This window comes from Mechercharimyces mesophilus (assembly GCF_059818345.1).
In genome coordinates this window covers 378,359-400,811 of the sequence record NZ_JCBAPH010000001.1, presented here as the reverse complement: position 1 = coordinate 400,811, position 22,453 = coordinate 378,359, and the positions used below count along the sequence as shown (strand labels likewise).

Here is a 22,453-nt window from a genome sequence, read left to right as displayed (position 1 = left end):
CTTGGCACATAGTATGACCCCAAGAGGAAGGCTCACTCCTACGAACTATTACCAGTCCAATTTAGCGTGAATGCGGGCGCCAGGGTCTTTTGGAACGTGGCTGATCCAGTACTTCCTTAAAAACCACTGCGCGCGCCCACTCTTTTTGGCGCGCTCTTCGCAGTGCGGAACCTTGTTGTTGATTGGGTTCTCTTTGCACTTTAAGAGGCTCCCTCACAAGCTTCTGCGGACTTTCCTCTTCCGTAAGCATCTCTAGCCGAGAAGGAATCGAGGAGAGAGGAGTTTCTTCAAGCATCTCCATGCGATTCTCCACTTCTTCCTCCAATTGCGCCCATGGCCCAGTAGAAGGTTGCTGGGATTTTGGTTGCCTGGAAGGAGGAAGCGGTCTTTCTCTTTGCTCTTTCTCTTCCTTTAGAGCAGCAGTAACCTTTGTTAGAAACCAAACGATGCCAGCTAGCAATAATGGACCTGCAGGTGTTTGAAACAAAACATCAAAAATCATCCCCAAATCCACTAGCAAAATCACGACTCTTCACCCATATCGGTTTCCGGGTTCCCAATTGATTTTCTCATGTCTGTGTCCGCCATAATGTTTTGCAAGTTGTAGTAGTCCATCACACCCAGTTTCCCATTGGTTAAGGCTTCCGCCAACGCTTCTGGAACACGTGCTTCTGCTTCTACCACTTTGGCGCGCATCTCTTCCACCCGAGCCCTCATCTCTTGCTCATTCGCAACAGCCATGGCACGCCGCTCTTCTGCCTTGGCTTGCGCAATATTCTTGTCCGCTTCCGCTTGATCCGTTTGCAACTTCGCACCAATGTTCTTCCCTACATCCACATCCGCAATATCGATGGAGAGGATTTCAAAAGCAGTGCCTGCATCCAATCCTTTTTCTAACACGGTGCTGGAAATCAAATCAGGATTTTCTAGTACTTCTTTATGACTATCGGCGGAGCCATTGGTGGTAACAATCCCCTCACCCACACGGGCAATAATCGTTTCTTCGCCCGCTCCTCCGACTAAACGTTCGATATTGGCACGAACGGTCACACGAGCAATGGCCTTCACTTCGATTCCATCTTTGGCTACAGCCGATACAACCGGTGTTTCAATCACTTTTGGATTTACACTCATTTGTACGGCTTCCAATACATCTCGACCGGCTAGATCGATGGCCGCCGCTCGTTCAAAGACGAGATCAATTTCGGCTCGTTGGGCAGCAATTAAAGCATCGACCACACGGTCCACATTTCCGCCCGCTAGATAGTGCGTCTCTAGTTGATCAATTTGCACATCCAACCCCGCTTTTCGTGCCTTAATTAAGGGATTCACAATTCGGGACGGGACAATTCGACGAAGACGCATCCCGATGAGCGTACTCAAGCCAACATAAACCCCCGAAGCCCAAGCTGAAATCCAGAGCATAATTGGTACGAAGGTAAACAAAATGGAGAGGGCAATAATAGCCAACACCACTAAAATTAGAATAGGGATTTCCATCGACACTTTCTCTCCTTTCAAAGTAGGAAAACTTGTTTCCGCCTATCTATACTCTACTTCCATTCACCACTTACTTCTCTTCAGTTGATGATTCTTCCTTTATCTCACGTACCACGACACTCGCCCCAGAAACTTGCACCACTTTAACGCGTGCATGATTCGGAACGAATCCCCCTTCGCTGATCACGTCATAACGTTTTTCCCCGATCATCGCCCAGCCAGAGGGACGCAATTGAGTCATCGTCGTTCCTTCTTGCCCTAACAGGCTATTCTTTCCTAGATTGCTAATGTAACCTGCATCATTTTTTTGCTCTTCTCTTAGGATGATCCCTTTCCAACCACCCCGTTTACCAAAGAATCTCATCGCTATCACCATCCCTGCAATCACCACTGCAAATGCAATAAGAAAGGCAACCATACCATATGTCGCATCGTAGGCAGCCAAGGCGACGGAGCCAATTAGAGAGATAATCCCCAGTACACCAAATACGGCAAAGCCGGGAACAAACAACTCAATAGCCATTAAGATAACCCCTGCGACAAAGAGTACAATGGACTCCCATCCTGCAAATCCAGCGATATAATGCCCAAAAAAATAAAGACCAAACGCTGAAATTCCCAGAGCACCTGGCCAGCCAAATCCAGGAGAAAAGAGCTCGATCGCAATCCCTGCCATCCCAATCAGAAAAAGGATGGGAAAGACAAAAGGACTGGTAACAAAGCGTGCCAGTTGTTCACTGGGACTCAAGGAGAGAGAGACCTGCTTCGCATCACCCAATCCTAGGGCACGCAAGACCTCTTCGTCACTTTCTACCACACGATCCGCCATATTCATTTCGACCGCTTGTTGAGCAGTCAAGGTGAGCAACTCACCTTGCTTTTTTACGCCCTCTATCTCCAGATCCCGTTCCACCATCCCGCGGGCAATCTCAGGATCTTTGCCGGTAGATTCCGCGGCAGATCGCATATTGGAGGACCAGAATGAAACCGTCTTCGCGTCTGCTTCTTCTCCGGTTAACGTTTTCGGTTCGGCCGCCCCAATGGAACTTCCCGGCGTCATCATAATTTTCTCTGCATTAAGGGCAATATAGGCACCTGCTGAAATCGCCTCTCCTTGTATGTAGACAGTAACCGGTGCTTTTGATTCACGGATCGTACGACCAATATTTAATGCAGCATCCACACTGCCACCAAGCGTATTCATCTTTAGCAAAATGGCGTCTGCTCCCGCCTCGTTCGCTTCTGTCAAGGAACGATCCAAAAACTGGGCCAATCCTTGTTCGATCGTCTCCTCAATCGGAATCATGTAAACGACTTTTTCTTCTGGTTTGGCCAAGACACTCACTTCGTCCATAAAGAACGGCAACAGGAAAGATAGGAAAAGGATGCCGACATAGCCCAAAAGACGTAAACGCTTCATGTTCTCTCCCTTTCCGACCAGCTATCTTTTCTAAGTAACCATCATTTTCACTCTTTTATGCCATTGAGACAGCAATGCATGAAGTCAATTTCAAAAAAACAGCGTGAAACCACGCTGTTTTAACTTAATTTCTGTTGCACCATTTGACTGACCAATTTCGCATCAGCACGCCCTTTTACGCGTGGAAGCAAAGCCCCCATCACTTTTCCCATGTCTGCTTTTGAGGAAGCACCTACTTCTTGAATAACAGCATCCACCTGTTGTTCCAGTTCTTCCTCCGTTAATGCTTCTGGGAGATAGTTCGTGAGGATGGTTACCTCTGCACGCATGTTTGCCACAAGATCATCCCGACCCGCCTTTTCAAATTCATTCAGCGAATCTTTCACTTGCTTCAACTCACGTACAACAACGTCCATTTCCTCATCTGCTGACAACGTCTTTTTTTGGTCAATCTCTTGGTTTTTCATCGTCGAACGCAAACGACGAATCACATTTAATTTTGCTTTGTCTTTTTCTTTGAGAGCGATTTTCATATCATCTTGCAATCGCTTAATCATGCTCACCTAAGATATGCCTCCTTGAAGGCCCCATCGCTCGTTTATCTGAGCGTGCTTAAGCGCCACTTGTTGTACCCTATCTATTTATGAAATGGTACATACAAGATCGTAAGCTTAGCGAGCACGTCGTTTATTATTCTTACGTGCGGCTTCCGATTTCTTTTTACGCTTCACACTGGGCTTCTCATAGTGTTTACGCTTTTTCACTTCGGACATTACACCCGATTTGGCACAAGAGCGCTTAAAACGGCGTAACGCACTGTCCAACGATTCGTTTTTACGTACTTGAATCTCCGGCATGCTTCTCCCTCCCTCCACGGGCCAACTGAAACCACTCTTTATAAGTGGCCACACCCTTGGGGAGCCTATCAGCGGGTCAAATGACCCAGACAAGACTGCTTGGATATCTTTTGCAACCCATCCCAAGACGTGCTCACACCAACCTCACTGCATCATATGCAGGAGCCTGGGTACCATGACATTCATTTATGGATGAAGCCATATCAAGTTTATTATACATGCCGTCTTTAAAAGTGTCAAAGAGTCTCTTGCGATCAACCGGGTGGCCACCCTAGTGAACGACCGCCTAACAGGTGAAAGTGAAGATGGTCGACGGTTTGACCTCCTTCTTCTCCACAGTTGTTCACCACACGAAAACCCTTCTCATCTATCTCTAATTCTTGAGCAAGTTGCTGTATCACGCCCACCATCCGGCCGATGAGTGCTTGATCCGCCGCTTCCACCTTTTGCAAGGAGGGAATGTGTTTCTTAGGGATAATGAGGATGTGGACTGGAGCAGCCGGATAAAGGTCATGAAAAGCAAGCAGTTCTTCATCTTCATACACCTTCTTGGAAGGAATCGTTCCTTCCACGATGCCGCAAAAAATACAGTCTGCCATAATTGGATGCACCTCCTGTATGTAGTTCTTTCATCATATCAAAAGATTCTCAAATAAGTAAAGAAAGAGAGAGAAAATGATTTCTCTCTCTTGTAGCATTGAAGACTTCCTTCCTAATACCCATCAGTGGAATGCCCCATGTTCTCAGCATCTTTCACTGCTGCATCAGAGCGCGGAGATCCCATGAAAGCACCGGAATCACTTGAAGTTCCTATCATATCCGCTTCTTTTAATCCTTCTTCCAATCTACTGCCATACTCCTGATCACTCTGTTTCAACATATCAATCATACGTGAGCGTATATCTTGCCGACATTCGCTCAGCGCATCGACGAGGTTTCCGATCAGTTCGTCTTGTTCCCATTGGTCAAACTCACGGTACGTTTCTCCTACTTGTTTGAAGTCATTGGTTCGTTCAATCGATTCACGAACCAAGTTACCTGATATGGATGGTGTATACTCCGGTCCGGACTCAGGAGCTTCCTTCAAATGATTGAGTGACGACGGTTCATAATTGACATGTGGATTTTGCTCTCTTCCTTGATCAACATAGTACGTCATCGAACCATCGCGTAAGTTTGTGGAAACATGTTTTTGCGGACGATTAATCGGTAATTGCGTGTAATTGGCCCCTACCCGATACCGCTGCGTGTCCGAGTAAGAGAAAGTACGCCCCTGTAGCATCTTATCATCGGAAAACTCCAATCCATCGACGAGTACGCCGGTTCCAAAGGCGGCTTGCTCCACCTCAGCGAAATAATTCTCCGGATTTTTGTTGAGCGTCATCTTCCCTACAGGTAGAAAGGGAAATTGATCTCGTGGCCATAGTTTTGTATCATCGAGCGGATCAAAATCCAACTCAGGATGCTCGTCATCACTCATGATCTGAACGCACAGTTCCCATTCTGGATACTTTCCCTCTTCGATGGCATCATACAAATCCTGTGTGGCGTGATTAAAATTCATCCCTTGAATCGTTTCCGCTTCTTTCTGTGAGAGATTTTTAATGCCCTGTAGCGGTTCCCAGTGATACTTGACAAGAACCGCTTCTCCCTCTTTGTTCACCCATTTATACGTATTCACACCAGACCCCTGCATCATGCGGTAATTGGCAGGAATCCCCCAGGGAGAGAAGAGAAAAGTCGTCATGTGCATCGATTCGGGAGTGTTACTGAGAAAGTCAAATATCCGTTCATTATCTTGACGATTGGTTACGGGATCGGGTTTAAAAGAATGGACAAGATCGGGAAACTTCATCGCATCACGAATAAAGAAAACCTTCAAGTTATTCCCCACAAGGTCCCAATTGCCGTCCTCCGTGTAAAACTTCGTAGCAAATCCGCGAGGATCGCGTAAGGTTTCCGGTGAATGTCCGCCATGTACCACTGAAGAGAAGCGGACAAAGACCGGAGTACGCTTTCCTTTTTCTTGAAACAACTTGGCCCGTGTATACTTCGCGATCGGCTCCCCGTCCACCGTTCCATACGCCTCAAAGTACCCATGTGCACCTGCTCCGCGAGCGTGTACCACCCGCTCTGGCACCCGCTCACGGTCAAAGTGAGAGATCTTCTCTATAAAATGATAATTTTCTAAGGTTGCCGGCCCGCGGTTCCCTACAGTCCGGAGATTTTGATTGTAGGAAACCGGATGCCCTTGACGATTGGTAAGTGTTTCCTTCGATTCATTCACGCCCATCCGCTGATCCAGTGGTCCCCCCTCACCATCATCTGGTTTACTCTTCAGGGGATGCGATACACCCTTTTTCATATCCTTCTCCATGCGAATTCAACCTCCATTTTCATGAAATTGTAAACAGATGATTTTCACCCTTAAGTTGGATTATTTTTGCTCGATTTATACTCAAAAAAATCCATTTGTCTTCCTTAAAACGCACAACAGCTTTCGTAGAATCGAATCTCCTTTTTCACAAAAGAGAAGTTTTATAAGTAGGAGAAAAAGGTAGTTAAATAACAGAAGATCCCTCCTGATGTCTCGTTACCAAGATAAACGTCTTGATTTTCTCCATCTAGTAAAGCAATGTTTCATCAATTGGGACCATCATTTTTCTTAACTGTTCAAAGAGGCCCCAGTAAACTAGAAACTTTTTTCGTACATCATGACAGGATAGTGGTTGACACAGTTGATATTATGTATTACTTTATAATTATTATAAATAAATATTGACTATCAGGAGAGAGGATGAACAATATGGATCAACATAAAAATCGACTAACGACAAATCAAGGGAGACCAGTAGGTGACAACCAAAACTCCCGCACGGCGGGACGACGTGGCCCAACCCTATTGGAGGATGCCCATTTAATAGAGAAAATTGCCCATTTCGACCGTGAACGTATTCCTGAACGTGTCGTTCATGCTCGTGGTGCGGGTGCCCACGGTGTATTTAAAACATTTAACAGCATGAAAGAGCATACCAAAGCGTCTTTCTTGCACGAAGAAGGCAAAGAGACACCCGTCTTTGTTCGTTTCTCCACTGTGATCCATTCCAAAGGATCCCCTGAGACAGCACGTGACCCACGTGGATTCTCTACGAAGTTCTACACGGATGAAGGCAATTATGATATTGTGGGAAACCACCTTCCTATCTTTTTCATCCGTGATGCGATCAAGTTTCCCGACATGGTTCATTCGCTCAAACCAGCACCCGATACCAACATCCAAGATCCAAATCGCTATTGGGACTTTATGACACGGACTCCTGAATCGACTCACATGATGACATGGCTTCTTTCCGATTACGGTACCCCTGCTAACTATCGCCAGATGGAAGGGTACAGCGTCCATTCCTTTAAATGGGTGAACGCTGCGGGAGAAGTTTCTTACATCAAATATTTCTGGAAACCACTATCCGGAGTGAAAAACCTTAGCGCAGAAGAGTTGCCACAGGTACAAGGGGAAGATTTCAACCACGCTACTCGTGATCTATACGATCGCATTGAAGAAGGAAATTATCCTGAGTGGGATCTGTATGTTCAAATCATGAAGCCAGAAGAGATGGATAACTTCGAGTTTGATCCATTGGACCCCACCAAGATGTGGCCAGAGGCAGCATTCCCATGGCAGTTGGTCGGACGGATGACGCTCAATCGCAATCCTAAGAACTTCTTCGCAGAAGTAGAACAATCGGCTTTCTCACCGAATGCTACGGTACCAGGAATTGAACCTTCCGAAGATAAGTTATTACAAGGACGTCTGTTCTCCTATCCTGATACACAACGGCATCGCTTGGGACCCAACTATTTGAATCTACCTGTTAACTGCCCTTATGCAAAAATAAACAATTATCAGGTGGATGGTTTGATGCAGACAAACACCGATATCTCTCCGGTCAATTATGAACCGAACCGCGACGAGAATCGTCCGGTTGAGCACCCAGAATACTTGGAGCCAGAAACACCCCTTGAAGGAAATGCGGGTCGTCAGAAAATCTACAAAACGCTCGACTTCCAACAAGCAGGTGAACGGTACCAGTCCTTTAGCGAACAGGAAAAAGAAAACCTCATTAAAAACTTGGTAGGCGACCTCTCTCAAGTCCAAGAAGAAACCAAATTAATGGCCGTCTGCAATTTCTACCGTGCAGATAAAGAGTACGGTGAGCGCTTAGCAGAAGCACTAGGCGTTGACCTAGGGCAGTTTGTATAAGTAATTGCCATATCCGAACTCTTGCGAGCGTGAACAGCCCCCTTGCCTATGTAGGCAAGGGGGCTGTTATTTGCTGCTTAACATGCCTTGCTTAGAGGAAAACTCCCCTTCTCTTCCCTTACTCGTTGGAAAAAGAAGGAGTCGTTCCTCTTTTCAACGGACTCTTCTTTGATTGATTCTTGGCACCCATAATCAATAGCCAAAAAACAAAGGCAAATTCTGCGAGATTAGCCGGAATGGTAACATAGGTTGAGATGGACTGATATAAGCTTGGAGAAAGGAAAAAGATAAAGAAATCAATGAGATGACTAAAGCAACCAACGATCAGCAACACGCCTAATAGTCGGGGGAAGATACCTGACCGAAGCACTAGATAACCAAGTGGCAGTAACCACAGTCCAAAAAAGATTTGTGCAACAAAGTATCCATGGGTGTGCATATCCAGAAAGAATAACATGAGCCCCTGTACTTGATCCTCCGTGAGTAAACTTGTATAACTGGAATCACTAAGGAGGAGCAATGGGGCCAATTGATTTAACATGTTGATGCAAAGGATCGCCACACTAGCCAAGACCGATAACAGCATAAACAAAGCGTGATTTTGATTCACGGACTTGAGTAACGCATACAAAACAAGTGCCAGCAAGAAATACACCGTCATCATCACCAGGTCGCTTACAATCCCGAGACGAAATAAGGACTCAGAAGCCATGATGTTACTGGCTGTCGCCGCTGCATCGCTAGAGTCAATCAGTTTAGAACGAACAAAAAATTCTGCAAAAATACCGCAAATAATGACCATAAGATAAAGAAACCCAGCTATTCGAGCCATCTTGTTGTTTGTTGATTTCATTAAATCATTCCTTTCTGCGTGATGCACCCTCGTTTCTCCGTCATTTTATTCTCTCTACTCTATATTGATCACTTATAGCAGCATTCAATATCCATTTCATCCTATCCTTCCAACACAAGATGTCATTCCTATCGTTCTTGCGATGCAATCTTACCTCCGACTCGAGAAGGAACAGCTGGTAAAATAGCTCATACTCTGCCTTCTCATTCAAACCAAGTCAAGTCTAGGCTTTTCCTCTAAGAGAGTAACAATCCATTATGAAAAAGGTGGGCTACCCATCATGGCTAAAAAACCAACAATTCTCTACAAGCATCCCAAAACAGTGCTAAATAAAGGGACAGGTTATCTGGCGGGTTATAGTCACTCCCTCAATCCGTATACCGGATGTTCGTTTGGCTGTTCTTACTGCTACGTTCGTCAAATGCCCGTCTCCCTTTTTCGTAAAGAGGAGTGGGGATCATGGGTTGATGTAAAAAAAGGAGCGGCGGATCTCCTACATAAAGAACTGCGACGTGCCAAAACGAAGGGGAGCGTTACGATTTTTCTATCCTCCAGTACCGATCCTTATCAACCTATTGAGGCTCAAGAAGAGATAACGAGAAAATTACTAGAAGTGATGGTCGAAGAACCCCCCGATTTTTTATTTGTACAGACACGGAGCCCACTCGTGCAAAGGGATACCGACTACTTTGTCCAGCTAAAAGATAAGATACGCGTCAGCATAACTATCGAAACAGACTCTGATGAGATACGTCAACATTTCACACCAGGAACTCCCCCGATACAAGCAAGACTACATGCGCTCCGCGCTTTAGCAGAGAAGGGTGTTCCCACACAAGCTACTATTGCCCCCCTCTTACCTAGTAGTGATCATTTCCCGAATAAGTTGAAGTCGGTCGTGCAGCGTGTCTGTATCGATGATTACTTTATGGGAGATGGGAGTGGCGGTAAGCGAACCAAGCGGTTAGGGGTATCTTCCTTGTATGAGGAGTGTGGCTTACAAGAATGGTACGACCCAGCTGCCTTCCGGATCGTCTATAACCGATTTCGAGAGGTATTTCCTCCTGGTCAGCTTTACGTAAGCCAAAAAGGTTTCGCTCCCTTCTAGCTAACCTGTTCATCCACTCCATTACTACGAAGAAAGCAGGCGACTAATCAGCCGCCTGCTTCTCCTATTCGTTCGAGCGAAGTTCGCTCCATTTATTCGTTTCTTGCGGTGGTTGATAAGATAATAGTTTCTCAACGAGAGTAGCCGGATCGCTCTCGCAGATGACCAGCTCTTTATGCTCTTTAGGAATGAAGCCATCATCAATCGCCCGCTCAATGAGTTGGACGATGGGATCATAAAAGCCATCAATATTAAACAAACCGAGCGGTTTTTGATGAATTCCTAGCTGGCCCCAACTAATCACCTCAAAAACCTCTTCCCAAGTGCCAAACCCGCCAGGTAATGCGATAAAGGCGTCAGATAGCTCCCCCATCTTCGCCTTGCGCTCATGCATGTTCTTCACTTGAAACAATTGGGTTAAATGGGTGTGCACCATCTCTCCGCGAAACAAGTTTTTAGGGATCACTCCCATCACCTTGCCTCCCTCTGAAAGTACGGTATTGGCCATGACCCCCATTAAGCCAATACTGGAACCACCAAAGACAACATCCTTTTCATAGCGAACCAGCTCTTTACTCAACTGAATTGCCGCCTCTTGATAGGTTTCACGCAAACCTACATTAGAACCGGCAAAGATACAAATTCGTTTCATCCTCTTCCCCCTATTTTTTCTTTCTATCCTGATCGACCTTGCTCTTCTTAGATGTCTTCCACTATGACGACTCCCATTACTGAGTCAATGTGAGTATCGTTACTTCGGGTCGACATAGAAAGCGGAAAGGTAAAATCGTCGTTCCTAATCCACGGCTCGTATAAATAGATACACCAGAATCTGCCTTGTTCAGACCTTCAGGGTATTTCCCTCCTTGCGGAGGTGTTAATAACGGCCCAATCCATGGCGCCTGAATTTGGCCCGCATGGCTGTGCCCAGACAATTGCAAATCGATCTGTGCTGGATCCACCAGATCTGCAAAGTCTGGCTCGTGCATTAACAGAAGGGTACAAGCTTCGTTTGGAACCTCTTTTGTTGCCTCTAATAGATCTGGCCGACCATGGAGAAGATCATCTAAGCCAACAACATAGAGAGAATCGCTTCCCTTTTTCACCTCGACCTGCCCATTTCGCAACACATGAAAGCCCGCTTTTGTTAATACTTCAATCGCAGGGAGTCCTGGACCAAAATCATGGTTTCCCAGTACGGCTAATTTTCCATAAGAAGACTGGATCTTAGACAGTGCGGTTATCACTGGCCCTGCAGTATTCAGATCAAAATGTTTATCGTATAAATCCCCAGTAAAGCACACAAGATCCGGCGCAACGTGATTCATTTTCTCAACCAACTTATCCAGTTCCTGTTGCCCAATCGTCATGCCGAAGTGCAAATCACTGAAGTGTAGTACCTTCATCCCTACAAAAGATTGAGGCAAGCGCGGAAGGGAGACAGAGAGCTTTGTCCATTCAATCCATTTGGCCTCATAAAAGGCACTATAGCTCCCCCATACCCCTGCACTTAGCAATGCTCCTAAGCCCCACTTCCAGGTTTTCTTTAGGAACCCGCGCCGGTTAATATTCTGTGAAGTCTTTTGCTCCATAGGTCCTCCTCTAACCTCTCCATTCCCATCTATTATAACAAGAGAATTTAGGCGTGCGGAAAGAGAAGGGCATCTATTTTTCGCCAATAATGCGTCTACCTTCGCTTAAAAACCAGTTTTATCTTCTAAAGCAACTTGCTTCTTGATTATTCTATTCATTACATCAAGATGTTTTGCCTCTATACTGGTTATACCAGATGATCTTTGTACCTTTGATAGAAATACGAGACCAATAACAGTACCGCACCCAGCCCAATAAAGGAAAATATCCGATAAAGAAGCATTAAAAACCCTAGATCAAAAAGAAAGATTTTCGCTATGGAAAGTGCAAATATCCCCATTGCCATGAAACGAAGGGATCTCATGCGTCGCCAAATACCAATAGTAAGGAGAGTGAATGAAAAGAAAAGCCACAGGAGGGATAGTGTAAGATGCATGGCATGAACAAGTGAGTTTTCCCCCTCCACCATTGAGAGCGCATAGCGAAAGCTATCATAGGTTTCGACCGTTAGTAGTTCCAATAGGGTTCCTGCTAGCACCAATTGGATTACAATCACTGCTTTCTTCATAAAAGGATAGTCTTCCTGATAACGGTGAAAGAGCCTAGCCAAGTAGAAGAAGCCACCAATCCAACAAAGGAAAGCCAGGAAGCGCACATTCAAAATCAGCGTAAATTGTGATAGGGGTTCATACTGCATACCCACAGTTACCATCGATATCCATGAGAGAATCGCCATCGCTCCACCACTGATGGCAACTGGAAGTGTCTTCTTTCTCAAACTGACCAGTATGAGAAGGAGAGCATATATAAACCAAGAAATACAGAGTGTGAAGATAGTCCTATACCGGAGGGTTTCCGTTAGCCATTCACCGGTTGTTCCTGAGCTCCATGAGGTGAAGAGAAGAATAACTTCAATCGACATCCACAAAAAGATGACCCAGGTGGAAATCGTCAGCAACACACTGGCCCAGGTGATATTTTGTCTTTTCTTAAGCCCAAGACCAGCAATAATGAAGGTAAGGACAAGCAGAAAAATCGTCAATGTCCTCATATTCAATAGGAACATATAGGTATCCGGATCGTAGACCCAGACATCCTCAACCCCTAACAAGCGGAAGAGCGCGAGAGAAAAAGCAATGATGGACGGGATCCACGGGTTTTCTCGCTTCCAGACCGTCAATGTTCCCCCGATGAACAACAGCCCCAGTAATGACCAAGCCATAACGAGACCATAACCTGAAAACAAAATAGGAGCAGCAACCAATAACCCTCCCATCCCTATGTAAAGGAAGAGAGAAGAAAATGGTTTCTTCTTGCGCGTCAGTATGGTGTAGAAAGCCAGATAACACCCCGCTATGAGAACATGAAGCATACCTACGACATTCTCAAAGTGAGGATGCAACAGCCAATAGAGAATTCCAAAATACAACGTAGCATTTATGCAAGCAACCATGGCATGCAATCGGGCAAAACTTACTTTTTCTTGTAAACGCCGATAACCATCGTACGCAAGGAACAAGAACCAGAAGAGCGAGCCAAAAAATACTCCTACTCCTACTTGCTCCGTTGGGTATTGACTAGCGATCCAGACAAGAAACACCACATAGGTTGCACCTACCGTCAAGGGATATAGATAGACCCACGTTGGCTTCTTTAAGAGAACGGCTAGAAATCCGAGTACCAGTAAGGTAATGTAAGAAAACAGCCCAACAGCAGTTGCATCACCTGTACTTAAAATGAAGGGAGTGAGAAAGCCTCCCGTCCACCCTAATATGGATATGGCAAGCGCATGATAGCGAATGGCCTGCTGAAAAGCGAGCACCGTCACCATCGACATTAAGAAGAGCGCGAAACTCTGTGGAACGAGTTGGTAGAATTGAAAACTGGCATAGACACATAAGTCAAGAATGGCAATCCCCGCTCCCACTATGCCTTGTGTGAAAATAGCATACCCTTTGCGATCCGTACGAGCACCTAAAAAGAGGAGCCCTCCACCGAGTAAACTACCCATCAGTACACGCACCGTCTCAGGTATCCAGTTATGGTCGACTGCATATTTTAAGAAAAAGCCGATCCCAATAATGAGCGCGAGTGCCCCAATTCGATTTAACCAACGTCCACCAATGATCAGTTCCCAATCAGGAGAAGCTTTTTTCTCTCGACTTTCATCGCCGCTCTGCTCCGATTGTGGCAACGGATAGTGGGAGTACGTTTCCCTTCTTTTCTCTTCCTGCTCATCATACAAATTGTAAGAGAAAACCTTCTCCTCTTTCTTCTCCCCCTCGGAAGACTCCATCACCGTAGCATCTTTTTCTATTGGTCCTGTCCTAGCCGAGTGGTTATCCGTTACTGTGACGTTTTCGTTAGGAGAAGGATTGGCAGACGGCTCCTGAGAAGGGTAAGAAAAGGTCGGTGGTTTCGCCACTGAAGTAGCAGAATGAGCTTCATCTTTCGAACTTTCTTCGCGGGCAGTCTCTTTCAGTTGGAGGTCAGTAAGATGCTTCCTTTGTATTTCCAATAGCATCTGTTCTAGCTTCAACATCTCCTGCTTTAAATCTCCCTGTTTCTTATACAATACAATCAGAGCAACACCCATCGGTAGAATAAAGAAGATAAATAGAAACAATAACCTTTCACTCCTTTCCATATGATACCTGCTATTCTACCACATCTGGAACTATTGGGAAGAAGGCTGATGAGAAAATATTTCTATCTATTACATTGTGAATGTTCTATTATTCTTTCTATTGAATCAAATGGAAAAGATTGATAAAGTGATAATGATCAATAAAAAAAGGGTGATTTGTATGAAGAAGAGATTGCTATCATTGGTTGCTGTATTTGTTGCCTTATTCAGCTTAGGAATTCCTGCTCATGCAGACACTTCCTACGAAAGCACTTGGTATTCAACCGAAGATGGTCAATGGGACAAAGCGGGAATTACCACGACCTATGGTGAGAACGATATCCGCATTACGCTTGATTTCTCTAAAGACATGTGGAAAATAAACAATAGGACAGGTGAAAAAATTCTATATGCTAGCGATTTTCTCACTCTAGATGGTCGCTTATGTAACGCATCTACTGGAAACTGTACTCCTTATAAATCATTCGATGGCCCCACCTTTGGCTCCATCACTTTTACTAACATGAAAACGGGTACTTTTTACCTGGACATCAGAGACCTAGAATCCAACTACCGTTATGAAGGATATGTCGAAGCAGAAGTGTACTAAAAACACCAACATACCTCTTCTCGGCACATTTACATTCCTAATTTTCTCTCCATACGCCTTTTCTAAGGGCCCAAAAAAGAATCACACTCAGGTACAAATGAGTGTGATTTTTTTGGTCCTTTTATTTAATTCTTTTCTCAAGACTAAGGGGCTACTACAGTGTTCACCAGAAGAGAAAATCAAATGATTTGACGCCCCATTGTCATCCTCTCATCAGAAAATCCACTCTAATCCAACTACCTACTGAACACCCCCACCATTTCACTTCCTTCATCTACCCTGCATATAATGCATTGTGACTTACCACCCCGAGAAAAAGGAGGTTTGTTACCTTGCCTAACCCAAATGCAAAGAAACTGGAAGCTCAGATGCGTAAATTGATCCGCCGTATCGTTCAAGAAGAAATGACACGGGCTGCACAAGCTGAGGAGGAAGTTCCAGAGAGGCATAACTCACCCCATCCAGATTTCTTCCCGCGGGATGATTTTGCCCCTCATCACAGAGAAGAGCCTCCACACGATCGTTCAAGGAGAGAAGAACTACATCAACCGGATGTTCCTCCTCATCGACGCCCCCCTTTACCAGAAGAACACTTCCACCCTGAGATGCCTCCCTTTCCACATGCTCATCGAGAAGGACCCTTTCATCCGGATCATGAATTGCACCATCCGTCGAATCGTGAAGAAGAACCCTCTCCGCCTAGACGTGAACGTTCTGCACGCCCCCCTCGCAGACGGCCTCGTCCCTTAGACGAACATCCATCCAGAGCACACAATCCACAAGAGCCGGAAAGAGAAGAAGATATCCCTCCATGGGTATTTTTCGGTTCACCGGAACCTGACAGAAGAAGAGGTCCGGGGCCTCGTCAAGAGCGTCCACCCATGGAAGAACAACTCCCTTGGGATAGCGGTCCTGTCACGCAACCCTTTCATCCAAATGATGAATCTGACTTCGATGCCCCTCCCTATGTACCGAAGCGGAAAAAGAAAGAGTAACGCCACATGGCCCCTTTATCTCCATTAGGGGCTTTTTATTTTCCTGAGCTCGTCATGCCTGTCCTTTCTCCCCCATATATATAAGAGGACAAGTGGGGGGGCTTTATTTATGAAAGAAATCCTCATTCCTTTAGCAACGGGATTAACGATCTTTTTATTTGGAATGCAATTGATTCGTATTGGCTTACAAGTACTAGCAGGAGATCACATGAGAAAGATCTTACGCACTTTCACTCGTACACCCGTCCACGGTTTGATTACGGGGGCACTTTCTACTGCAGTCTTACAAAGTAGTAGCATGGTTACTGTCTTAACCATCGGCTTTGTTCATACGGGTCTACTTCGCTTTCCACAATCGATCGGAATCATCTTGGGAACCAATATTGGCACCACGGTCACAACAGAAATTCTCTCGCTTAAAATTGAGGATTTCGCTATACCCATGCTCCTACTTGGTGCTTGCATGCGCATCTTTCCATACAGAACGTTCGCTCATATCGGGTTGGTGATTGCCGGTTTTGCCTGTATTTTTCTCGGGATGGATGCCATGAAGTGGATTTCTGTTCCGCTCAAAGAATACGGCTTCATCGAATGGTTTTTAGCACAGAGTGATGCCCCTATTTGGATGGGTATCCTCGTCGGCACCTTAATAACTGCCCTAATCCAAAGTAGTAGTGCCGCGGTAGCCATGACGATGGGCTTTTTCGCCACGGGTCTGATTCCGCTTCCCTTTGCACTGGCCATCATTCTCGGTAGCAATATTGGTACCTGCGTCACAGGACTCATCGCTTCCATCGGTACCATCCGTCCTGCACAACAGGTAGCGGTAGCTCATCTTATTCTCAACTTGGGTGGCGCACTCTTATTCGCCCCCCTCATCGGCTGGTTTGCCGATTATACTTCCAGTTTAAGTATCCATCCTGCAGCACAAGTGGCCCATTTTCAAACCATCTATAATGTACTCTGCTCGCTGATCGTGCTCCCCTTTATTCATCCCTTTTCCCGTCTGGTTACGTCACTGGTTCCCGAGAAGCAAGAAAACTGGGAACGACTCGCCTGGAAGGGCAAAAAAATAGACAAGCGAACTTAATAGTCGCTTGTCCCTTTCTCCCCAGTCACAATGGCAATTCCTGAGCTGGCTCCAATGCGCGTCGCTCCTGCGTCAATCATTTTTTCCACCGTCTGGCGATCGCGTACGCCACCAGAAGCTTTTACACCCATTTCCTCACCCACGGTCTGGCGCATGATGCGAATGTGCGCTTCCGTCGCGCCTCCTGGGCCAAAGCCAGTCGACGTTTTGACGAACTGTGCTCCCGCTTCTTTTGCTTTCGTGGACGCCACCTCAACTTCTTCATCCGATAAAAAGCCGGTTTCCAAGATCACTTTGACCGCATGTCCATCCGCCGCTTCGACCACTGCTTTAATATCTGTTTTGACCAGATCCAAATCTCCCGATTTGAAGGCACCGATATTCATCACCATATCAATCTCAGTGGCTCCTTGTTGGATCGCTTGCTTGGTTTCATATGCTTTCACCTCAGGAGTAGTCGCTCCCAAAGGAAAACCGATGACCGTACATACTTTCACTCCACTTCCTTTCAGACGCTCCGCACAACGTTGCACCCAGGAAGGATTGACACAGACAGAAGCAAATCCATATTGTTTTGCTTCTTCACACAGTGTATCAATTTGATCCGATGTGGTTTCTGGTTTAAGTAAAGTGTGATCGATATATGTCGCTAACTCTTGTTGGTTCATGTTGCATCGTTCCCTTCTACTCGGTGGTTAGTTGGTGAATGGCTTTTTGCAGAAGTGCGTGGTTGTTATCGTAACCCTTTTCCCGGTGAATCTGTTCTGCTTCCTCCACTGAAAACCATCTGGCTTCGTTAATTTCCTCTTCTTGCGGTGTAATATCTGTCGTCAGGGCTTCAACCAAATAGTAATAGACCGTCTTGTTTACCTCACCCCGCTCGTGATGGTGGTAAACATAATGTACTTTCTCCAATAGATGAAGAATTCGCCCCCTCACACCCGTTTCCTCTTCAATTTCACGAAGTGCGGTCTCAGGCTCTGTCTCGCCACGCTCTTGTTTCCCCTTGGGCAATGTCCAGTGTCCATACTGATCATTTATCAGAAGAATACTTCGCTTCTGTCCTTGGTGGCGGAAAACGACACCACCTGCTGCAACCTCATTCATAAAAGTAAGCTCCGCCCCCTTCACCATTTTCCCTTTCGTCATCGTAGCATTATCACTATTTGAAAACAAGCAAATCCACCGCAACAGAAAGAAAAAAGCCTTCTGCCATCCACTTGGCAAAAGGCAATGGTCTCCATTGATTTAACCAGCCACTGCTGGACGTGGGACATCGTCTACCACACGCACAAATGTACCTGTACATGTTTTTCCTTGTACACTATCAATCCGCACACAGCAGATCTTGCCTACCATTTCTTCTGTTCCTGGAAACTCGACATGCAAATAGTTATCCGAATACCCAACATATACGCCTTCCTCAGGGGTATCTTTGGCTGGGCGTTCCGGGATGACCTCCACAACCTCACCGATAAATTGTTCCGCATATTCTTGCGAGAGGCGTGTCGATAAATCAATTAGCTGTTGTACTCGCTCCTGCTTCACTTCCGCAGGAACTTGGTCCGGCATCCGTGCAGCCGGCGTCCCTGTCCGCATGGAATAGGGGAACACATGAAGCTCGGCAAACTTCAATTCTTCAATCAGACGATACGTATTTGCAAACTGCTCATCTGTCTCTCCAGGAAAGCCGACGATCACATCAGAGGTTAGAGCAAACTGCGGCATCGCTTGACGCACGTACTCGATCTTCTGCTTGTATTCCTCCACCGTATACTTGCGACGCATCCGCTTCAGAACTGTATCATCACCTGCTTGCAGTGGAATGTGCAAGTGACGACACATTTTTTCCGAACGATTGAGGACGTCAATCACTTCGTCGGTAATTTGACTCGCTTCAATCGAGCTGATACGAATCCGGTTCAGCCCCTCTACTTTATCCAGTTCCCACAGCAAGTCAGCAAATGAGTAATCTTCCATGTCTTCCCCATAGCCTGCCGTATGAATGCCTGTCAAAACCACTTCTTTATATCCCGCATCCACCAATTGACGCGCTTGTGTTAGAACACTCTCCACCTTGCGGCTGCGCAACAGTCCACGAGACCATGGAATGATACAAAATGTACAGAAGTTGTTGCATCCCTCTTGAATTTTCAAGTAGGCTCGTGTGCGTTCGGAGAAGGACGGAACATCGAGATCTTCAAACTCACGCGCTTTCATGATGTTCCCAACCGCATTGATCGGGCGACGCTCTTCTTGAAACTGCTCGACATACTCCACTAACTTCTCGCGACCTTGCGTACCGACAACAATATCGACACCAGGAATTTGCGCGACTTCGTTGGAAGAAGTTTGCGCATAGCAACCCGTAACCGCAATCACCGCATCGGGATTTTTGCGCACTGCACGGCGAATCACTTGACGGCTTTTTTTATCTCCGGTATTGGTTACAGTACAGGTATTAATCACATACACATCTGCTTCCGTTTCAAAATCTACTTTTTCATAACCGGCTCGTTGAAACAGTTGCCAGATCGCCTCTGTTTCATATGAATTCACTTTACAACCTAAGGTATGAAAACCTACTTTCATCAAATTCACCCCATTTCGCCATTCAAAACCATAAAAAACGTAAGGACGGCTAGACCAGCCGTCTCCGTGCGTAAAATACGCGGTCCGAGGGAGACGCGGGTCATTCCCGCCTCTACTGCATCGTTTGCTTCATTTTCAGTAAACCCGCCTTCGGGACCAATCACCACGAGGTGGCGCGCTGGCTTGTTTTCCCACTGCTGGCCCACCGCACGAAGCGATTCGCCACCCTGCTCAAAAGCAAACCATACTTGATCAAAATCGGCGACATAGGCACATAATTGCCTCCACGATGCTACGGAATGCACTTCTGGAACCTTTCCGCGATGAGCTTGTTCCGCTGCTTCCTTCGCAATTCGCTGCCACCGGGAGCGACGTTTCTCCGCCTTCTTCTCATTTAGCTTCACGACGGCGCGCTGTGAAGAAAAAGGGAGGAAGGAGCTTGCCCCCAATTCCGTTCCTTTCTGTACCACCCAGTCCATCTTATCTCCCTTGGGAAGGGCTTGTGCAATGGTAATGTTAGCAAGTGCTTCCCCGCGAGAAGGAGAAGTTTCTTCGATCACGCCTGCAATCGATTCTTCCCCGATTTGCTCCAGACGTACCGTATAATCCATTCCTTCCCCATCACAACAAACCACATGCTCACCAGGTGTGCTACGTAAAACATTGCGTATATGGTGCACATCATCCCCGCGGATGACGATGCTCTCTCCTTCAATCTGCTCGCGCTCAATAAAGTAGCGTTGCATGATCCTCTACTCCTCGTATCTTACCATTTTTTTTGCGGCAATGGCTACCCAATCACCTTGATGAATCGTTTCCAATACGGTCAAACCGGCTTGATGAATCGCCTCCACCACCAGCGCTTCCTTCTCTTTAATAATACCGGAGCTAATCCACACCCCATCAGGAGTGAGTGCGGCAGGAATATCTGGTGCCAACAACGTAACCACTTCCGCTAAGATATTGGAAACAACGATTTGTCCCTGACGGGTAACACCCGTAAGCAAATCCCCTTGCCGTACGGTCACCTGCTCCACTACGCTATTTTCTTTCACATTGGCTTCCGTATGATCTACCGCCACCTGATCCAAATCGAGCGCAAGAACATGAGCCGCACCTAGTTTAGCAGCTGCAATACTTAAGATACCACTTCCACAACCCACATCGATGACTTCATCCCCGCTTTGTTGGTATTTTTCCAATAGGAGAAGGCACATCGCCGTTGTCGGATGACTTCCCGTACCAAACGACATCCCCGGGTCAAGAGAAATGACAATCTCGTCGGCGGAAGTAGGTTCATACTCTTCCCATGAGGGGCGAATAGTGATGTTCTCACTCACACGAAAAGGATGGAAGTACTTTTTCCAAGCATCTGCCCATTCTTCTTCTGCTACTATTTTCTTATTTACCGCCGCTGTTCCTACATCCAGTTCGGCCTCTTGAATCCGTTTCATCCCCTGACGAAGTTGCCCTTCAATCTCTTCCGCTGAAAGAGAAATGGAAGCCTGAGGGAAATACCCTTTCACCCACACACCTTCTGCTGGAAAGTCTTCAGCAGACAAATCATATATCTCGCCGAAGGGTCCCACTCCTTCTCGCTCTAATACGGCAGGATCGACCACTTCCACGCCACCTGCACCCACTTCAATCAAGAGCGCACTGACGGCTTCTAATGCTTCTGCGCTCGTCTCAATCGTAAACTCCATCCACTTCACCGAATTTCCCCCTATCATAAGGAAAAACGGGCGCGATCGCCCGTTTTAGTCTCCACGAAATGCTTTCTTCATTTTATCAAAAAAGTTATCTTGTTGCTCGTGAATATAATCCCCGCTGACGCGCCCAAATTCTCGCAAGACTTCTTTTTGCTCATCGTTCAGCTTCGTTGGGGTAATCACTCGGATACGAACACGCTGATCGCCTTCCCCGTTACCATGCAAATGAGGAACGCCCTTGCCACGTAAGCGGAACTCCGTTCCCGTCTGGGTTCCAGCTGGCACCTTCAGGTTGGCCCGGCCGTTCAATGTGGGAACCACCACTTCATCTCCCAATGCCGCTTGCACAAAAGTAATCGGCATTTCACAGGTGATGTCATCCCCTTCACGTGAGAAGTATTCGTGTGCCTTCACACGCAAGGTGATATACAAATCTCCCGGAGGGCCTCCATTCTTGCCTGGTTGACCTTCGCCGGTCACACGCAATTGTGCACCATCTTGAACACCTGCAGGGATCTTGATCTGAATCTTCTTCTGCCGTTTTTGTTCGCCACTACCATGGCATTCCGAACATTTCTTGCTAATAAATTTCCCGGTTCCACCACAGTCGTGACAGATGCGCCGATTCACAATCCGGCCAAAAGGCGTATTCTGAATGGTCTCCGCTTCTCCTGTACCTTTACAAGTAGAGCAAGTTTCTGGACTTGTGCCCGGCTCTGCACCACTACCATGACACTCATTACAGGTTTCGGTTCGTTCCAGAGGAACATCTACTTTTTTCCCAAAAACCGAATCCTTAAATTCGACGGCCATTCGATATTCCAAATCGGCTCCTCGACGGGGTGCATTGGGATTACCACGGCGACCACCGCCACCACCACCGAAAAACATGTCGAAGATATCACCAAAGCCAAAGTCCTGCGCACCGCCTCCGAAGCCACCAGCGCCAGGTCCACCTGGATCGGCTGTACCAAAACGGTCATAATTGGAACGCTTTTGCTCATCGGATAATACTTCGTACGCCTTCGTTAATTCTTTAAATTTATCTTCTGCACCCGGTTCTGAGTTCACATCTGGGTGATATTTTCGTGCTAACTTGCGATACGCCTTCCGAATTTCATCTTTCGAAGCATCTTGACTGACGCCTAATACATTATAAAGGTCTTTTTGACTCACCAGCGACTCACCTCCTCTTTCCTTCTGCTCAGCGTGGAAATGAGCAAGTCAAAGAAAGGC

The 22,453-nt window shown here is 46.4% G+C and carries 22 protein-coding genes; 5 read left to right on the top strand and 17 right to left on the bottom strand.

Annotation, left to right across the window (positions count from 1 at the left end; genetic code table 11):
- Nucleotides 1-61: 61 nt before the first annotated feature.
- The 7 genes from AC6RGY_RS02085 to AC6RGY_RS02055 all read right to left on the bottom strand — a co-directional run bounded on the left by AC6RGY_RS02085 (nt 62) and on the right by AC6RGY_RS02055 (nt 6,070).
- Complete coding sequence (locus AC6RGY_RS02085; RefSeq protein ID WP_499859349.1) at nt 62-526, bottom strand: hypothetical protein; 465 nt, start codon at nt 524-526, stop codon at nt 62-64.
- Nucleotides 523-1,500, bottom strand: coding sequence for a flotillin-like protein FloA (gene floA / locus AC6RGY_RS02080; RefSeq protein WP_499859346.1), 978 nt, complete (start codon nt 1,498-1,500; stop codon nt 523-525). The genes AC6RGY_RS02085 and floA overlap by 4 nt, the downstream gene beginning before the upstream one ends.
- Before the next feature lie 70 nt (nt 1,501-1,570).
- Nucleotides 1,571-2,920, bottom strand: coding sequence for an NfeD family protein (locus tag AC6RGY_RS02075; protein WP_499859345.1), 1,350 nt, complete (start codon nt 2,918-2,920; stop codon nt 1,571-1,573).
- A 119-nt stretch (nt 2,921-3,039) separates the two neighbouring features.
- Nucleotides 3,040-3,483 (bottom strand): GatB/YqeY domain-containing protein, encoded by a 444-nt coding sequence (locus AC6RGY_RS02070; protein ID WP_499859342.1) that lies wholly within the window; start codon nt 3,481-3,483, stop codon nt 3,040-3,042.
- Nucleotides 3,484-3,591: 108 nt separating this feature from the next.
- Nucleotides 3,592-3,777, bottom strand: coding sequence for a 30S ribosomal protein S21 (rpsU, locus tag AC6RGY_RS02065; protein ID WP_499859339.1), 186 nt, complete (start codon nt 3,775-3,777; stop codon nt 3,592-3,594).
- A 254-nt stretch (nt 3,778-4,031) separates the two neighbouring features.
- Nucleotides 4,032-4,376 carry a histidine triad nucleotide-binding protein gene (locus AC6RGY_RS02060; protein ID WP_499859337.1) on the bottom strand — a complete coding sequence of 115 codons (345 nt, stop codon included), beginning with the start codon at nt 4,374-4,376 and terminating at the stop codon, nt 4,032-4,034.
- A 113-nt stretch (nt 4,377-4,489) separates the two neighbouring features.
- Nucleotides 4,490-6,070, bottom strand: coding sequence for a catalase (locus tag AC6RGY_RS02055; RefSeq protein WP_499861420.1), 1,581 nt, complete (start codon nt 6,068-6,070; stop codon nt 4,490-4,492).
- A 513-nt stretch (nt 6,071-6,583) separates the two neighbouring features.
- Between AC6RGY_RS02055 and AC6RGY_RS02050 the strand changes: the two genes are divergently transcribed.
- Nucleotides 6,584-8,038, top strand: a complete 1,455-nt coding sequence (locus AC6RGY_RS02050) for a catalase (RefSeq protein WP_499859336.1) — start codon at nt 6,584-6,586, stop codon at nt 8,036-8,038.
- Nucleotides 8,039-8,156: 118 nt separating this feature from the next.
- On the opposite strand, the gene AC6RGY_RS02045 is transcribed toward AC6RGY_RS02050, so the two are convergent.
- Entirely contained in the window at nt 8,157-8,891 is a 735-nt protein-coding gene (locus AC6RGY_RS02045; protein WP_499859335.1) for a DUF4386 domain-containing protein, read from the bottom strand.
- Between the two features lie 280 nt (nt 8,892-9,171).
- On the opposite strand from AC6RGY_RS02045, the gene AC6RGY_RS02040 reads away from it, so the two are divergent.
- Nucleotides 9,172-9,999 carry an SPL family radical SAM protein gene (locus tag AC6RGY_RS02040; protein ID WP_499859333.1) on the top strand — a complete coding sequence of 276 codons (828 nt, stop codon included), beginning with the start codon at nt 9,172-9,174 and terminating at the stop codon, nt 9,997-9,999.
- Nucleotides 10,000-10,063: 64 nt separating this feature from the next.
- Here the strand turns inward: AC6RGY_RS02040 and AC6RGY_RS02035 are convergent, their stop codons facing one another.
- The 3 genes from AC6RGY_RS02035 to AC6RGY_RS02025 all read right to left on the bottom strand — a co-directional run bounded on the left by AC6RGY_RS02035 (nt 10,064) and on the right by AC6RGY_RS02025 (nt 14,218).
- A complete protein-coding gene (locus AC6RGY_RS02035; RefSeq protein ID WP_499859331.1) occupies nt 10,064-10,651 on the bottom strand; it encodes an LOG family protein in 588 nt (195 codons plus the stop codon).
- A 76-nt stretch (nt 10,652-10,727) separates the two neighbouring features.
- On the bottom strand, nt 10,728-11,591 hold the full coding sequence (locus tag AC6RGY_RS02030; protein ID WP_499859329.1) for a metallophosphoesterase: 864 nt from the start codon (nt 11,589-11,591) through the stop codon (nt 10,728-10,730).
- A 188-nt stretch (nt 11,592-11,779) separates the two neighbouring features.
- Complete coding sequence (locus AC6RGY_RS02025; RefSeq protein WP_499859328.1) at nt 11,780-14,218, bottom strand: DUF2339 domain-containing protein; 2,439 nt, start codon at nt 14,216-14,218, stop codon at nt 11,780-11,782.
- Between the two features lie 181 nt (nt 14,219-14,399).
- Here AC6RGY_RS02025 and AC6RGY_RS02020 point away from each other — a divergent pair, with 181 nt between their 5' ends.
- The 3 genes from AC6RGY_RS02020 to AC6RGY_RS02010 all read left to right on the top strand — a co-directional run bounded on the left by AC6RGY_RS02020 (nt 14,400) and on the right by AC6RGY_RS02010 (nt 16,913).
- Nucleotides 14,400-14,828: a hypothetical protein gene (locus AC6RGY_RS02020; RefSeq protein ID WP_499859326.1), complete on the top strand. Its 429-nt coding sequence runs from the start codon at nt 14,400-14,402 to the stop codon at nt 14,826-14,828.
- Nucleotides 14,829-15,160: 332 nt separating this feature from the next.
- Nucleotides 15,161-15,823: a hypothetical protein gene (locus AC6RGY_RS02015; RefSeq protein WP_499859324.1), complete on the top strand. Its 663-nt coding sequence runs from the start codon at nt 15,161-15,163 to the stop codon at nt 15,821-15,823.
- Between the two features lie 109 nt (nt 15,824-15,932).
- Nucleotides 15,933-16,913, top strand: coding sequence for a Na/Pi cotransporter family protein (locus tag AC6RGY_RS02010; protein WP_499859323.1), 981 nt, complete (start codon nt 15,933-15,935; stop codon nt 16,911-16,913).
- Here the strand turns inward: AC6RGY_RS02010 and deoC are convergent.
- Genes deoC through dnaJ form a run of 6 tightly spaced genes read right to left on the bottom strand, consistent with a single transcriptional unit; the run spans nt 16,910 to nt 22,393 of the window.
- Complete coding sequence (gene deoC, locus AC6RGY_RS02005) at nt 16,910-17,581, bottom strand: deoxyribose-phosphate aldolase (protein ID WP_499859321.1); 672 nt, start codon at nt 17,579-17,581, stop codon at nt 16,910-16,912. The two genes, AC6RGY_RS02010 and deoC, sit on opposite strands and share 4 nt — an antisense overlap.
- Nucleotides 17,582-17,597: 16 nt before the next feature.
- Nucleotides 17,598-18,140: an NUDIX hydrolase gene (locus tag AC6RGY_RS02000; protein WP_499859320.1), complete on the bottom strand. Its 543-nt coding sequence runs from the start codon at nt 18,138-18,140 to the stop codon at nt 17,598-17,600.
- 21 nt (nt 18,141-18,161) lie between these two features.
- Nucleotides 18,162-19,508, bottom strand: a complete 1,347-nt coding sequence (gene mtaB, locus AC6RGY_RS01995) for a tRNA (N(6)-L-threonylcarbamoyladenosine(37)-C(2))-methylthiotransferase MtaB (protein ID WP_499861418.1) — start codon at nt 19,506-19,508, stop codon at nt 18,162-18,164.
- Nucleotides 19,509-19,510: 2 nt separating this feature from the next.
- A complete protein-coding gene (locus AC6RGY_RS01990; RefSeq protein WP_499859319.1) occupies nt 19,511-20,251 on the bottom strand; it encodes a 16S rRNA (uracil(1498)-N(3))-methyltransferase in 741 nt (246 codons plus the stop codon).
- 6 nt (nt 20,252-20,257) lie between these two features.
- Nucleotides 20,258-21,211, bottom strand: coding sequence for a 50S ribosomal protein L11 methyltransferase (prmA, locus tag AC6RGY_RS01985; protein WP_499861415.1), 954 nt, complete (start codon nt 21,209-21,211; stop codon nt 20,258-20,260).
- Nucleotides 21,212-21,265: 54 nt separating this feature from the next.
- On the bottom strand, nt 21,266-22,393 hold the full coding sequence (gene dnaJ, locus AC6RGY_RS01980) for a molecular chaperone DnaJ (RefSeq protein WP_499859316.1): 1,128 nt from the start codon (nt 22,391-22,393) through the stop codon (nt 21,266-21,268).
- Between the last annotated feature and the right edge of the window lie 60 nt (nt 22,394-22,453).

What these genes read in the sequence shown, in the direction of transcription:
- AC6RGY_RS02075 (WP_499859345.1), bottom strand. Translation starts at nt 2,920, where the DNA reads ATGAAGCGTTTACGTCTTTTGGGCTATGTCGGCATCCTTTTCCTATCT.
- AC6RGY_RS02055 (WP_499861420.1), bottom strand. Translation starts at nt 6,070, where the DNA reads ATGGGCGTGAATGAATCGAAGGAAACACTTACCAATCGTCAAGGGCAT.
- prmA (WP_499861415.1), bottom strand. Translation starts at nt 21,211, where the DNA reads ATGGAGTTTACGATTGAGACGAGCGCAGAAGCATTAGAAGCCGTCAGT.
- AC6RGY_RS02040 (WP_499859333.1), top strand. Translation starts at nt 9,172, where the DNA reads ATGGCTAAAAAACCAACAATTCTCTACAAGCATCCCAAAACAGTGCTA.
- AC6RGY_RS02010 (WP_499859323.1), top strand. Translation starts at nt 15,933, where the DNA reads ATGAAAGAAATCCTCATTCCTTTAGCAACGGGATTAACGATCTTTTTA.
- AC6RGY_RS02030 (WP_499859329.1), bottom strand. Translation starts at nt 11,591, where the DNA reads ATGGAGCAAAAGACTTCACAGAATATTAACCGGCGCGGGTTCCTAAAG.
- AC6RGY_RS02060 (WP_499859337.1), bottom strand. Translation starts at nt 4,376, where the DNA reads ATGGCAGACTGTATTTTTTGCGGCATCGTGGAAGGAACGATTCCTTCC.
- AC6RGY_RS02020 (WP_499859326.1), top strand. Translation starts at nt 14,400, where the DNA reads ATGAAGAAGAGATTGCTATCATTGGTTGCTGTATTTGTTGCCTTATTC.
- deoC (WP_499859321.1), bottom strand. Translation starts at nt 17,581, where the DNA reads ATGAACCAACAAGAGTTAGCGACATATATCGATCACACTTTACTTAAA.
- AC6RGY_RS02035 (WP_499859331.1), bottom strand. Translation starts at nt 10,651, where the DNA reads ATGAAACGAATTTGTATCTTTGCCGGTTCTAATGTAGGTTTGCGTGAA.
- floA (WP_499859346.1), bottom strand. Translation starts at nt 1,500, where the DNA reads ATGGAAATCCCTATTCTAATTTTAGTGGTGTTGGCTATTATTGCCCTC.
- AC6RGY_RS02050 (WP_499859336.1), top strand. Translation starts at nt 6,584, where the DNA reads ATGGATCAACATAAAAATCGACTAACGACAAATCAAGGGAGACCAGTA.
- AC6RGY_RS02045 (WP_499859335.1), bottom strand. Translation starts at nt 8,891, where the DNA reads ATGAAATCAACAAACAACAAGATGGCTCGAATAGCTGGGTTTCTTTAT.
- AC6RGY_RS01990 (WP_499859319.1), bottom strand. Translation starts at nt 20,251, where the DNA reads ATGCAACGCTACTTTATTGAGCGCGAGCAGATTGAAGGAGAGAGCATC.
- rpsU (WP_499859339.1), bottom strand. Translation starts at nt 3,777, where the DNA reads ATGCCGGAGATTCAAGTACGTAAAAACGAATCGTTGGACAGTGCGTTA.